This window comes from Kordiimonas lacus, from assembly GCF_001550055.1.
Classification (GTDB): Bacteria; Pseudomonadota; Alphaproteobacteria; order Sphingomonadales; family Kordiimonadaceae; genus Kordiimonas; species Kordiimonas lacus.
Map to the genome: position 1 here is coordinate 34,696 of NZ_LRUA01000003.1, position 14,115 is coordinate 48,810.

Consider the following 14,115-nt stretch of genomic DNA (forward strand, 5'->3'; position numbering starts at 1 on the left):
AAAAGGCAGCCATGCACGGCTGCCTTCCCGGATTTTATTCAGTCCAGTCACAAAGCCTGCCTCTAAGTGTCGAGGAAGCTTCTGAGCTGACGCGACCGGCTTGGGTGCTTCAGCTTCCTGAGCGCCTTTGCCTCGATCTGACGGATACGCTCCCGGGTTACAGAGAATTGCTGGCCGACTTCCTCGAGCGTGTGGTCGGTGTTCATGCCAATACCAAAACGCATCCGCAGAACGCGCTCTTCCCGCGGCGTCAGCGATGCCAGCACGCGTGTTGTGGTCTCACGCAGGTTCGACTGGATCGCTGCATCCACAGGCAGGATCGCATTCTTGTCTTCGATAAAGTCACCCAGGTGGCTGTCTTCCTCGTCGCCGATTGGCGTTTCAAGGGAGATTGGCTCCTTGGCGATCTTCATCACCTTGCGCACTTTCTCAAGCGGCATGGACAGACGCTCCGCCAGTTCTTCCGGCGTGGCTTCGCGGCCAATTTCGTGCAGCATCTGGCGGCCTGTGCGCACCAGTTTGTTGATCGTCTCAATCATATGCACCGGAATACGGATGGTGCGCGCCTGGTCGGCGATCGAGCGGGTGATGGCCTGCCTGATCCACCAAGTGGCATAGGTCGAGAATTTGTAACCGCGGCGATATTCGAACTTATCCACCGCCTTCATCAGGCCGATGTTACCTTCCTGAATCAGATCCAGGAATTGCAGGCCACGGTTGGTGTATTTCTTGGCGATCGAGATCACCAGACGGAGGTTGGCCTCCACCATTTCCTTCTTGGCGATACGGGCTTCTTTTTCGCCCTTCTGCACCGTGCGAACAATACGGCGGAATTCGTTCACATGCAGGCCTGTGCGGCCGACAACGTCGCTCACCTGGTCGCGAATGTTGTTGATGGCACTGCCTTCGTTGAGGACAAAAGCCGCCCAACCCTTGCCTTTGAGCTTGCCAACGCGCTCAGCCCAACCGTCTTCAAGTTCGTTGCCCTGATACTCGTCCAGGAAAGCTGTACGGGAAACCTTGTGGCTTTCAGCCAGACGCAGCAGGCGACCAGAGAGGCTCATCAGGCGCTTGTTCAGGCCGTACAGTTCGTCTACCAGCTCTTCGATCCGCATGTTGTTGAACCGTACGGAGCTCACAAGCTCGATCAGGTCTTCGCGCAGCTTCTTGAAGCGGCGCTCCTGCGCGGTCGACAGAGTGTCGCTTTGAACAGCTGCCGCAAGTCGGGCATCCTGAAGCTTGGCGTATTTCTTGTAAGTCGCTGTAATCAATCGGAACTTTTCGATAGTTTCTGGCTTCAGATGCGCTTCCATGGCCGACAAAGACATTGCTGCCTCGTCTTCATCGTCGTCATCATCATTGTTGCTGTCACTATCGTTGTTACCGTCGCCAGCCTCGTCGGAAGACTCGTCATCCTTCTTGGACTCATCGTCTTTCTTGTCTTTGTCGTCTGCGGCTTCGGCACCTTCCTTCATCACGTCGCCGCCGTCCTCGTCTTCAAGGTCGGCGCTGTCTGGTTCTTTGCCCAGCGTGGCTTCAAGGTCGATAATATCGCGCAGCAGCATCTCTTCATTCTCGAGACGCTCGGCCCATTCGATGATGGCGCGGAACGTGAGCGGGCTCATGCACAGGCCCTCGATCATAGTGGCTCGACCGGCCTCGATCCGCTTCGCGATGGCGATCTCGCCCTCACGCGACAGCAGTTCCACAGAGCCCATCTCGCGCAGATACATGCGCACAGGGTCGTCGGTGCGATCGCTCGCTTCCTTCTTGTCTGTGGTCTTGAACTCTTCCTGTTCGGTCTCTTCGGCTTCTTTTTCGTCGCCTTCGGCTTCGTCAGGGTCGTCGCCGTCGGTCACGTTGATCCCCATCTCAGACAGCATGGTCATGATGTCTTCGATTTTTTCGGATGACATTTCCTCGGTCGGCAAGGCAGCATTGAGCTCATCATACGAGATGTAGCCCCGCTCCTTGGCCTTTGCGATCATCTTCTTGACGGCGGCCTCCGTGGTGTCACCAAGGGGGCGAGAGCCGCTTTCCTCAGTGCCGGTTGCCTTGTCGTCTTCCTGATTCGCATCTTTTGCCATGTATTTTTTCTCCAGATCTGCGCGAATCGCAGTCTATACCATATTAATTGAAAGAAAACCTGCCTGATTCGAGCCGGTATCCTTCTTTGTCTGCTACTTTTTCCTCGAGCGCCCGGAATGCCTCCTGCGCCGCGATAAATCGGTCTCTATTTTCTTCTGTCATGTCGGCCGCAAATTCAGCCTCAGCCTGTTCATATGCCGCTTTTGCCGCCGTAATATGCTGGAATCGCGAGACAATATGCTCGAATCCAGTCAGCGCATCCGATAGCGCCGCATCCGTCCAGGCGAACCAGTCATCCCTCAGCGCCCGTTCCGCCAGGAGCTTTTCAAGCGTCGCCATCTCCGGTCTGTCTTCCAGATGGGCAATCACCGCCTCATGGTCAAGGGTCTCACCCGCAGCGGCCTTCTCTAATAACGCATTGCGCAAATCGTCAAGTCCTGATGTGCCGAACTCGAGGCCCGCCACCATTTCTTCATGCTTGATCAGGATTTCGGGGTGGTGCACCAGCGTCAGGATAATGGTCTTCTCCATCCGGTCCGTTACCGGCCGGCCCTTGTCACCCTGTGCAAATGATGTGTGTTTCAAACCGCCGCCCTGTTGCCATGGCTGCATGCCGCCCGCATTCTTCTTCTGGAACCGCTGGTTGCCGCCACCAGGGCCACCCGTACGGCGCGCACCCTGACCGCCCTGCCGCTTGGCCGGGCGGAACAATTCCCAGATCCGGTTCCTGAATTCTGTCTGGTACAGCTTCTTGACGTTTTCATCTTCGATTTCGGAAAGCGTTCCGAAGATTTTTTTCTCCAGCCCTGCCCGCCGCTCTGGTGTGTCCACCGGCACGCCCTCTGTGAGGTTGCGCCACAGCACATTTACCAGCGGATCAGCCTTGTCGATCAGCTTCTCAATGGCGCGCTTACCCTCGCGCTGCACCAGGCTGTCGGGGTCGTCCCCTTCTGGCATGATAATGAAGCGGAGCGACTTGCCAGGCTTGAGCATCGGCAGCGAGCGTTCCACCGCCCGCGATGCGGCGCGCAGGCCCGCGTTGTCACCATCAAACGACAGGATCGGCTCATCCGCCATTTGCCAAAGATGCGATATCTGCTCTTCCGTGAGCGCAGTGCCGAGGGGCGCGACGGCATAATCGATGCCTGACTGTGCCAGCGCAATCACATCCATATAGCCCTCAACCACCATCACCTGCCCGGCGTCATAGGAGGCCGCGCGGGCATTGGCCCAGTTATAGAGGGTCGCACCTTTGTGAAACAGCGTGGTTTCCGGGCTGTTGAGATACTTGGCCTTGGCGTCCTTACTTAGTGCCCTGCCGCCGAATGCGATCACCCGGCCCTGCCTGTCGGTGATCGGGAACATCAGCCGGTCGCGGAACCGGTCATAGCTGGCGCCGCCGCCCTCGGGCTTGATCAGCATACCGGTTTCAATCAATTGGTCTTCACCAATGCCGCGCGCGATCATGGCGTCCTTGAGGGCGGTGCGGGCGGCGGGCGCATAACCCATGCCGAAGCGCTCCAACGTCTCATCCGTCAGGCCCCGGCCCTTGATATAGTCATACGCGCCACGGCCAATCTGGCCCTTCAGCTGCGCCATATACCATTTAGCCACCGTGTCCATGGCCTCGGAAAGCGTGCCACGCTTCTTGTCGCGTTCAATCTGCTGAGGTGTCTGGCGCGGCATTTCCATACCGGCTTCGCCCGCCAGCATTTCCACCGCTTCCATGAACTCCATGCCCTGGGTGCCCATGACGAAATCAAGCACGCTGCCGTGCGCCCCGCAGCCGAAGCAGTGATAGAAGCCTTTCTGGTCATTCACGGTGAAGGAAGGAGTCTTTTCATTATGGAACGGGCACAGTCCCTGATGCTCGCGCCCATGGCGCACAAGCTTCACATGCCGTCCAACCACGTCGGACAGAGTAAATCTGTGCTTCAGCTCATCCAGAAACTGCGGACTAAGCGCCATAACCACCCACTAAAAGTAAAAACCGGAAGACACCTCTTCTAGCCTAACACACCGGCTGAGAACAGAGGGAATCGATCAGGAAACACCTGCTGCCGATTATGCAATATATTGCTGCAGGTCGACCTCCATCTGGTCCATCTCCTCCTGCAGCCAATCGATGAACAGCGCAACATTTTCACTGACCGGGTCGCCCGCCGTGACGGCGTGAAAACAGAAGCCGTTGCTGGATGGCTTGCCCGGCACGCACCTGAGCCTGCCGTCGATCAGCGCCTGCGCCGCAGTCGCCAGTGGTGCCATACCGATGCCTGCGCCCACCACGGCCGCCTGCACCAAGAGGCCAGAGTGGCTGTAGGTCTTGCCGAAATCAGGGTCCTCAAGCTCCACCCCGTTATGCTCCAGCCAGCCGTTCCAATAGCTTCGGTCCTCATAGCCGATCAGCGGATAGTCCGCCAACTCATTCACAGTGATCTCCCGCCCGTCCGCAAGGCACGGCGCATACACGGGCATATATTTTTCAACCCGCATGGGTGTTACGCCCGCTGGCAGCTTGCCAAGCCAGCCGCCCCGGATGGCCAGGTCGTAGCCTTCAGCGACGACATCAACCTGGTGATCGTCCGCATTCAGCCGGATATCGATTTCCGGGTGTGCCATGGAAAAACGCGGCAGGCGCGGAATGAGCCACTGGATAGCGAAGGAATGATAGGCCGACAGACGGATCACATTGGGCTCGTGTCGGCGCATCAGCGTGGTGACCTTGTCGTCAATGCCTTCAAGCGCCTGCTTGACCGCTTTCGCCAGCGACCGGCCGGCTGATGTCAGCTCGATCTCCCGCGGCTTGCGTACAAACAGGGCGAAGCCCAACTGTTCCTCCAGCCCCTTCACCTGTTGGCTAACTGCAGACTGGGTCCGCCCCAGCTCTTTTGCCGCCAGCGTCAGGCTGCCGTGGCGCGCCGCCGCATCGAACGCCAGAAGACCAGACAGGGACTGCAGCTTGTAGCGCATATCATTTCCTTAATATTTCTAAGCCAAAGCCTTAAAACTACGAAATTGAAATACTCAAAAAAATACACGATATCAACAACTATAAGAAAACGGAGTCACGATATGCCTAAGAAAATCAAATCTAAAGAAAGCCAAAAGATAAGCTTTTTCTCAAAACTGGCGACCCTCCTGGCGCCGATTGACGAGAAGATCCTGTACAGCAGCAGAAAAATCGCCAGCGAGCAGTCTGACACAGAGACAAACAAGGAACCTGCGCGACGGAAGCGGCCATACCCCGAAATCCGCCCCATGCAGGTGATCAAAATCTAGGAACGCGGTACGGCAGGGAGACCCCCTTACTTCACTATTCTGCCCACACGTTTTTACCCCACCGGGTGTGACACCGCCCGGTCAACTGAAAAGGGCGGCTGCCAAACCGGCGCCGCCCTTCTCCTTGAATTCATGCTTTGGTCGCTGTTAGCTCAGCATGCCCTTGATGGTCTTGCTGGCCTTGGCGAAATCCATCTGGCCGGCATATTTATCCTTCATGGCAGCCATGCAGCGACCGATGTCCTTGAGGCCTTCGGCGCCAAGCTCTTCCACAATTGCTTCGCACGCAGCCTTGATCTCATCGTCGGACATCTGCTTGGGCAGGAACTCCTCGATGATTGCAATCTCGGCCTTCTCCTGCTCCGCCAATTCACACCGACCGCCCTCTTCATAGGCCTTGATACTGTCCCGGCGCTGCTTGACCATTTTCGACAGAATATCGGTGATCATGGCGTCGTCATCGCGGTCGCCACCATCTGTTGTCCGAAGTTCTATATCTTTTTCTTTGATCGCAGCCAGAATCAGGCGCACAGTAGAGAGCTTACGCGTTTCTTTCGCGCGCATCGCCGCCTTCATTGACTGATTGAGTTCGTCCCGCAACATAAACACCACCCTGATTTTACGAGTCGGAAGCGCACATCATACCGCATTGCCTACCAGCTGGCAAATCGGAAACACCTCGTAACCCATTGATTTTATTGAGTATTTTTTTAAATTCTTTACTTGACCCCCGGGGCCCTTTTGCTTATTGTCCCGTCAATTTGGCCGACGCCCACTAGGGCGCACAGCGCGCTCTTTTACCGGCTAATCCCTTGATACGCAAGGGAACATGTGTGAAACCATAGGCAGGAGGAACCCGCCCCCATGACCGACTCCACACTCCCCACCCAGCGACCCGCTGAGGATATCACCGCCGCTCTGGTGTTGGCAGACGGAACTGTTTTCTGGGGATATGGATTTGGAAGGGAAGGCGACGCCGTTGGTGAAGTCTGCTTCAACACCTCCATGACCGGCTATCAGGAAATCCTGACAGACCCATCCTACGCCGGCCAGATCATCACCTTCACCTTCCCGCACGTGGGCAATGTCGGCACCAACATCGAAGACATGGAACGCGATACGGCGGCCTCACGCGGCCTGGTGATCCGCGAGGACATCACCGAGCCCGCCAACTTCCGCGCCGTGAAGCACCTGAACGACTGGTGCGCCGCGATGGGCCTTGTGGGCATCGCCGGCATCGACACGCGGAAGCTGACCCGCCACATTCGCGATAACGGCGCCCCGAACGGGGTGGTTGTATATAATAAAGACGGCAAGTTCGATATCGCGGCCCTTCTGAAACAAGCGGAAGACTGGCCCGGCCTTAAAGGCATGGACCTCGCAAAAGAAGTGACCTGCAAGGAAAACCGGGAATGGACCGGCGCCCGCTGGACCATCGCCCACGGTTACGCCGAACTCAAGGACCCGAAAGCCCACGTTGTAGCCGTGGATTACGGCGCCAAGGATAACATCCTGCGGTGCCTGGCCGCGACCGGCGCACGAGTGACCGTGGTGCCTGCCACCGCAAGCTTCGACGAGATCATGGCGCTGAAGCCCGATGGGATTTTCCTCTCCAACGGCCCGGGGGACCCGGCAGCCACCGGCGAATATGCCCTGCCCGTTATCCACAAGCTGATTGAAACCGGCCTGCCGATCTTCGGCATCTGCCTCGGCCACCAGCTGCTGGCGCTCGCGTTCGGCGGCAAGACCTACAAGATGCACCAGGGCCACCGGGGCGCGAACCACCCGGTTCAGGACCTCCGCTCAGGCAAGGTGGAAATCACCAGCATGAACCACGGCTTCTCGGTCGATGGCGACAGCCTGCCTTCGAACGTGAAAATCAGCCACATCAGCCTCTTCGACCGCACGGTCTGCGGTATCGAATGCACGGACAAGCCGATCTTCTCGGTGCAGCAGCACCCGGAAGCATCGCCCGGTCCGCAGGACAGCTTCTACCTGTTCGAAGACTTCATGGATCTGATCCAAAAACATAAAAACGCCGCGTAAGCCAAGGGACCTACCAATGCCAAAAAGAACCGACATCAAAAGCATTCTGATTATCGGCGCGGGCCCCATTATCATCGGGCAGGCGTGTGAATTTGATTATTCCGGCACCCAGGCCTGTAAGGCGCTCAGGGAAGAAGGCTACCGGGTGATTCTGGTGAACAGTAACCCCGCCACCATCATGACCGACCCCGAGGTGGCAGACGCAACCTACGTAGAGCCGATCACCCCAGAAGTAGTTGCCAAGATCATTGAGAAAGAGCGCCCCGACGCACTGCTGCCCACCATGGGCGGCCAGACCGGCCTGAATACAGGCCTGGCGCTGGCGCAGGACGGCACGCTTGAGAAATACGGCGTGCAGCTGATTGGCGCTTCCGAGGACGCGATCGACAAAGCCGAAGACCGCCGCCGCTTCAATGCCGCGATGGAAAAGATCGGCCTTGAGGTCTGCCGCGGCCGCACAGCCCACAGCTACGAAGAAGCCATTGCCGTGATGGAAGAGATCACCGGCCTGCCTGCGATCATCCGCCCGTCCTTCACCATGGGCGGCACCGGTGGTGGTGTGGCTTACAACAAGGAAGAGTTCGAAGCCATCGTCAAAGCGGGCTTGGACGCATCCCCCACCAACGAAGTGCTGGTTGAGGAAAGCATCCTGGGCTGGAAAGAATATGAGATGGAAGTGGTGCGGGACAAAAACGACAACTGCATCATTGTCTGCTCTATTGAAAACGTGGACCCGATGGGCGTGCACACCGGCGACAGCATCACCATCGCGCCTGCCCTGACGCTTTCGGACAAGGAATATCAGGTGATGCGGAACGCATCGCTTGCGGTTCTGCGTGAAATCGGCGTGGAAACCGGCGGGTCGAACGTGCAGTTCGCCGTGAACCCGGAAACCGGCCGCCTGATCGTGATTGAAATGAACCCGCGTGTGAGCCGCTCGTCCGCGCTGGCGTCCAAGGCCACCGGCTTCCCGATCGCCAAGGTCGCGGCCAAGCTGGCCGTGGGCTACACGCTGGATGAGCTGGATAACGACATCACGGGCGTGACGCCTGCGTCGTTCGAACCAACCATCGACTATGTGGTCACCAAGGTACCGCGCTTCACGTTCGAGAAATTCGCCGGCACCAAACAGGTACTGTCGACCGCGATGAAATCCGTAGGCGAAGTGATGGCCGTGGGCCGGAACTTCACCGAAAGCCTGCAGAAAGCCATGCGCTCCATGGAAACCGGCCTTTCGGGGCTGGATGAAGTGAAGTTCGACGGCTATGTGCCCGGCAGCGGTGATTTCGCGCCGATCGTGCGTGACCTGGCCGTGGCCAAGCCTGACCGGCTCTTGCGCATCGTGCAGGCCATCCGCGAGGGGATGACGCTCGAGGAAATTCACAGCATCACCCACTATGAGCCATGGTTCCTGCGCCAGTTTGAAATGCTGGTGGGCATGGAAAAGCGCATCGCTGATGACGGCCTGCCGACAGATGCGCGCCAGCTTCGGAAACTGAAGATGCACGGCTTCTCCGACGCCCGCATCGGCAAGCTGGCCGGTGTGCCGGAAGCGGCGGTGATGAAAGCGCGGCTGGATATGGACGTGCGCCCAAGCTTCAAGCGCATCGACACATGCGCGGCCGAGTTTGAAGCCAAAACGCCTTACATGTACTCCACCTACGAGACCTTCGCGGCGGGCGAGAAGCCTGAATGCGAAGCCAACCCGACCGACCGCGAAAAGATCGTGATCCTGGGTGGCGGGCCGAACCGCATTGGCCAGGGCATCGAGTTCGATTATTGCTGCTGTCACGCCTGCTTCTCGCTCTCTGACGCGGGCTATGAGACCATCATGATCAACTGTAACCCGGAGACCGTGTCGACCGACTATGACACCTCGGACCGCCTGTATTTCGAGCCCCTGACGGCCGAAGACGTGGTTGAGATCATCCGCAAGGAACAGGAAAACGGCACCGTGAAGGGTGTGATTGTGCAGTTCGGTGGCCAGACGCCGCTGAAGTTGGCGCATGCGCTTGAAGCTGCCGGCATCCCGATCCTGGGCACCAGCCCGGACGCCATCGACCTGGCGGAAGACCGCGAGCGCTTCCAGGAACTGGTAGAAAAACTGGGCCTGAAACAGCCAAGCAACGGCCTGGCGCGCAGCCACGAAGAAGCCATCAAGGTGGCCGACCGCGTTGGCTACCCGGTTCTGATCCGCCCAAGCTATGTGCTGGGCGGCCGGGCGATGGAAATCGTCTATGACCAGGAAGGCCTGGACCGCTATATCGCTGAAGCGGTGCATGTGTCCGGCGACAGCCCCGTGCTGATCGACGGCTTCCTCAAGGACGCGATTGAAGTAGACGTCGACGCGCTTTCTGACGGCGAAAACATCCATATCGCCGGCATCATGGAACACATTGAGGAAGCGGGCATCCACTCTGGCGACAGCGCGTGCAGCCTGCCGCCCTACAGCCTGCCTGTTGGCATCGTCAATGAAGTGAAGCGTCAGGCGCGCGAGCTTGCAAAGGCGCTGAATGTGGTTGGCCTGATGAACGTGCAGTTCGCGGTCAAGGAAGGCGATGTGTACCTGATTGAGGTCAACCCGCGCGCCAGCCGGACCGTACCATTTGTTGCCAAAGCCGTGGGCTACCCCGTGGCTGCCATTGCAGCACAAGTGATGGCCGGCTGCAAGCTGACGGAATTCGACCTCAAGGACCCAATCACCGAACATGTCGCGGTGAAGGAAGTGGTAATTCCTTGGGCGCGCTTCCCGGGCGTGGACGTGCTTCTGGGGCCAGAGATGAAATCCACCGGCGAAGTGATGGGCATTGCCGACAACTTCCCGATGGCCTTCTACAAATCGCAGCTTGCGGCGGGCGTGAAACTGCCGGAAAGCGGCCAGGTGTTCGTATCCGTGAAGGACGGTGACAAATACGCGCTGGTACCCCTGGTGCGCGACCTTCTGGACATGGGCTATGACGTCATTGCCACCGGCGGCACCGCCGATTACCTCAAGACCAACGGCCTTGAAGTGAAGCGTGTGTTCAAGGTGACAGAAGGCCAGCGCCCGCACGTGCTGGACATCATGAAAAACGGCGAAGTGCAGCTGATGTTCAACACCACCGAGGGCAAACAGGCCATCAAGGACAGCTTCGAGCTTCGGAACACCGCGCTTCTGATGAAACTGCCATACTATACCACCATGGCAGCGGCGGCAGCATCGGTGCAGGCCCTGAAGGCCCTGAAGGCCAAAACGCTTGATGTCAAACGCCTGCAGGATTTCGCGGCCTAGGCGCGACCATCCGATCTGGCTTGATTTTTTGCCAAATTGTGACTAAATGGAAATAAGTGCGCCGGCCCCAACGGGTCGGCGCTCCTGTTTTGTATACGGTCGGCACTGTGCTGGCCCTGTAATGAAAAATAACAACGGACGGGACACATGAACGACAAAGTGCCCATGCTTCAGGACGGTTACGACCGTCTGGCTGCAGAACTGAAAAATCTGAAAAGCGTTGAGCGCCCCTCTGTGGTGGCGGCGATTGAAGAAGCGCGCGCCCATGGCGACCTTTCCGAGAACGCTGAATATCACGCGGCAAAAGAGCGCCAAGGCCACATTGAGGGCCGCATCATGGAGCTTGAAGGCAAGCTGTCGCGCGCCCAGGTGATCGACCCGACCAGCCTTTCAGGCGACAAGGTCGTGTTTGGCGCCACTGTCACGCTTATCGATGAAGACGACGAAGAAGTGATCTACCAGATTGTCGGCGCCGATGAAGGTGACGTCAAAGCCGGCAAGATTTCCTACCAAAGCCCGATCGCACGCGCCCTGATTGGCCGCAACGTGGGCGTTGAAGTGGAAGTGAAAACGCCAGGCGGCGAACGCTACTATGAAATTTCCAAGGTGGAATTCAAATAGGTAGCCGCGCCAGCTAGCAGACAAACAAAAAGCCCGCTGACACCAGCGGGCTTTTTCATGGGTCTTTAAAGACCGCCTCTAACTAATTTCACGACACTTCCGGCAGCGGTACACCCGGCGTGTGCTTGGATGTCCGGATCGTCAGCGACGTCTTCACGCTGGCCACATTGGGCGCCGGCGTAAGTTCGCTGGTCAGGAAATGCTGGAAGGCCGCCAGGTCGTGGGCGACGATTTTCAGCATGAAATCGATCTCGCCATTGAGCATGAAACATTCACGCACCATCGGCCAGCCTTTGCACTGTTCCTCGAACTTCTGAAGGTCTGCCTCTGCCTGGCTATGCAGGCCAACCATGGCGAAGACCGTCAAGCCATAGCCCAGCGCTTCCTGATTCAGGTCAGCGTGGTAGCCACGGATGTACCCTTCTTCCTCAAGTGCGCGCACGCGACGCAGGCATGGCGGGGCCGTAATCCCCACCCGTTCCGCAAGTTCCACATTCGTGATACGTCCTTCGGCCTGCAGGCACGACAGGATTTTGCGGTCGACCGCATCAAGTTTGACACGCCCCATACTTATACTCCTTGAATAACCCCCGAAACATCCCCCCGAGGGACTGACCCGCATACTACAGAAGGGCGTTTTTAAAATAAAGTTCCAATTTCAAACAATTATATTTCTAATGTTAATCATCACTAGCATCATGATTCTTTTTGAGTAGTATAGAAGTCAGGGTGATTCGGGAGCTATTTTCACCCCACTTAAAAACAAAATTTTCCTGGCTGGGACGGCCATGGCGTTGCGCGGCATATGCTTCGTGATGCGTGACAGTTGAAGTGGGTATCGAAGTGGGCAAAGTGTCGGCATTCGACATGAACGCACTGGACAGTCGGATTCGGGAGTTGGTGGCCTACGCGCGTGAGCGCGACGGCGAAGACCGCACAACCCTTTTCCGGTCGCTGGTGGACATGTTCCTCACAGGCAAGGCGCCTGTGAAAGAGCCCACGCGTGCGCAGCTTCTGGATGTGATTGAAGCCCTGATCCCCCACGTTGAGCCCGACAGCCGCCGCACTGTTTCCGAAATTCTGGCCGGCCAGGCCAAACCGCCAATGGACCTGGTGCACCGCCTTGTGCGTGACCGCGCCAGCCTGATGGAAGACCTGCTGAAAAACGCCCCGTTCGATGAAGATGACATCATTGAGCTGATCGGCCAGACCGGCCGCGAACATCACCAGATTCTGGCAACCCGCTCTGACCTTTCCGCCAATGTGTGGATAGCGCTTGCCCGCGCCGCTCCCGCCGCGCCGCCGTTTGAAGGCCGCTCCACGCTCGCGCTCTGGCGTGATGACCTGGGCGCACAGCCAGATACGGCTGACGCCAGCGAAGCCGTGAACGAGCAGCAGGACACCCACCACATTGAGGAAATCGAACCGCGCCGCGTTGCGGCGGGCGGCGGCAGCGCTGCTGTCATGACCGCAGGGTCAACCGGCGACAACACAGGTTTTGCCGCCACCGTGACCCGGCTGCGCCCGGAAGGCTTCGGTCCTGTCGAGAGTTTTGAAAAGAAGGCTGCCAGCCTCAGAATTCTGCGCACCGACGAAGACCTGATTGCCGAGCGCATGAGCGACCGCATCAATGCGCCAGAGACCAAGATGGTTGGCACATCGGACCAGGGCGCTGATGGCCGCCCGAACCAACTGACCGACACTGTCGTGCAGTCAAGCACCCCAGTTGCCACGGGGCAGTTAACTGAAACAGCCCCGGATACTGCGGCTTCCACCGACGGCGCCGAACAGGTGAAACAGCGCTTCCTGCGCGACCCGGGCCCTGGCGGCTGGGCCTGGCGCAGTGACCGGGACGGCTTTATCACCCTGGTGTCGCCGTTCGCCGCCAAGATTTATGGTGGTGCCGCACGCCTGATCGGCACAGCCATGCTGGATATGCTGGGCCTGAATACCAAGCTGGACCATCCTGTAAGCCGGGCCTTCCAGCGCCGCAGCACTATCCATGATGCGCCCATCAGCCTGCCGCAACTGGATACACAGCTACAGCACTGGACGCTTGAAGCTGCGCCGGTGTTCAACCCCACAAGCGGTATCTTTGAAGGCTTTGAAGGCATCCTGACGCCGGTGAAGCCCGCAAGTGAAACCAAAAGCACAGAAACGCTGACCTACGACCAGCCTCTGTTCCTTGACGACGAGCACGATACGGCCGCACCAGCCACGCGTAGGCCTGCACCAGCGCCAGCCGCCTTCACGGATAGCCCGAGTGTGCTGCAGTCTGCCGTGGAAACACGGGAAGCAGATCTGGCCACCGACCAACGCATGGCGGAAAGCGAGGCCACATCTGGTGAGACGGCGGGTGATGCCCCCAAGCGGAACCCCATTGCCGACATGATCAACAGCACGGCGGCCGCCATGGTGCGCGAGGCGGTCTCTGATGCGCTTTCGCCGCTGTCCCCGCAGCAGGAAGCCACGCGGTATGGCAAGCAGTCGGCAGAACCCGACGATACATCACCACAAGCGCCTGAAACAGATGCAGCACAGGAAGAAATCCTGGCAACCCTGCAGCTGCTGGAAGAATCCCTCGCGCGTCTGACGGACGCCGGGGAAAAGGGCGCCATCGCACAGGTACGGCTGCAGTCGGAAATCGCAACAGCCTGCGCCCGCGCCCTCAAATCCCAATTGAAGAAATAGCCTGCCGTCCTTCCGGGGCAGTCATCATCAGTTCATCTGCAGACGGTAAAATCAGCCTGACCTAAATTTTTTAGGTCTGGTCTGTAAGCTTTGGCGCCGTCATAAGACTGAACAGACAA

Annotated in this window: 10 protein-coding genes; 5 read left to right on the forward strand and 5 right to left on the reverse strand. The window is 58.3% G+C overall.

What is annotated here, in order from left to right; translation table 11 throughout:
• Positions 1-62: 62 nt before the first annotated feature.
• The 3 genes from rpoD to KORLAC_RS03705 form a co-directional block, all read right to left on the reverse strand.
• Positions 63-2,087, reverse strand: a complete 2,025-nt coding sequence (gene rpoD / locus KORLAC_RS03695) for an RNA polymerase sigma factor RpoD (RefSeq protein WP_068303257.1) — start codon at positions 2,085-2,087, stop codon at positions 63-65.
• 43 nt (positions 2,088-2,130) lie between these two features.
• The gene (gene dnaG, locus KORLAC_RS03700; protein WP_068303260.1) at positions 2,131-4,056 is read right to left on the reverse strand and encodes a DNA primase; all 1,926 of its coding nucleotides are present in this window, start codon (positions 4,054-4,056) and stop codon (positions 2,131-2,133) included.
• Positions 4,057-4,152: 96 nt separating this feature from the next.
• On the reverse strand, positions 4,153-5,058 hold the full coding sequence (locus KORLAC_RS03705; RefSeq protein WP_068303263.1) for a LysR substrate-binding domain-containing protein: 906 nt from the start codon (positions 5,056-5,058) through the stop codon (positions 4,153-4,155).
• Between the two features lie 102 nt (positions 5,059-5,160).
• Between KORLAC_RS03705 and KORLAC_RS03710 the strand changes: the two genes are divergently transcribed.
• A complete protein-coding gene (locus KORLAC_RS03710) occupies positions 5,161-5,367 on the forward strand; it encodes a hypothetical protein (protein ID WP_068303266.1) in 207 nt (68 codons plus the stop codon).
• A gap of 147 nt (positions 5,368-5,514) precedes the next feature.
• On the opposite strand, the gene KORLAC_RS03715 is transcribed toward KORLAC_RS03710, so the two are convergent.
• Positions 5,515-5,970 carry a GatB/YqeY domain-containing protein gene (locus tag KORLAC_RS03715; protein ID WP_068303270.1) on the reverse strand — a complete coding sequence of 152 codons (456 nt, stop codon included), beginning with the start codon at positions 5,968-5,970 and terminating at the stop codon, positions 5,515-5,517.
• A 261-nt stretch (positions 5,971-6,231) separates the two neighbouring features.
• On the opposite strand from KORLAC_RS03715, the gene carA reads away from it, so the two are divergent.
• From carA to greA, 3 genes are all read left to right on the forward strand, one after another.
• A complete protein-coding gene (gene carA / locus KORLAC_RS03720; RefSeq protein ID WP_068303272.1) occupies positions 6,232-7,413 on the forward strand; it encodes a glutamine-hydrolyzing carbamoyl-phosphate synthase small subunit in 1,182 nt (393 codons plus the stop codon).
• A 16-nt stretch (positions 7,414-7,429) separates the two neighbouring features.
• Entirely contained in the window at positions 7,430-10,684 is a 3,255-nt protein-coding gene (gene carB / locus KORLAC_RS03725; protein ID WP_068303276.1) for a carbamoyl-phosphate synthase large subunit, read from the forward strand.
• A gap of 147 nt (positions 10,685-10,831) precedes the next feature.
• A complete protein-coding gene (greA, locus tag KORLAC_RS03730; RefSeq protein WP_068303279.1) occupies positions 10,832-11,305 on the forward strand; it encodes a transcription elongation factor GreA in 474 nt (157 codons plus the stop codon).
• 88 nt (positions 11,306-11,393) lie between these two features.
• Here the strand turns inward: greA and KORLAC_RS03735 are convergent, their stop codons facing one another.
• A complete protein-coding gene (locus KORLAC_RS03735) occupies positions 11,394-11,873 on the reverse strand; it encodes an Lrp/AsnC family transcriptional regulator (protein WP_068303281.1) in 480 nt (159 codons plus the stop codon).
• A 263-nt stretch (positions 11,874-12,136) separates the two neighbouring features.
• Here KORLAC_RS03735 and KORLAC_RS03740 point away from each other — a divergent pair, with 263 nt between their 5' ends.
• Complete coding sequence (locus KORLAC_RS03740; RefSeq protein WP_160328589.1) at positions 12,137-13,996, forward strand: hypothetical protein; 1,860 nt, start codon at positions 12,137-12,139, stop codon at positions 13,994-13,996.
• Positions 13,997-14,115 lie beyond the last annotated feature (119 nt).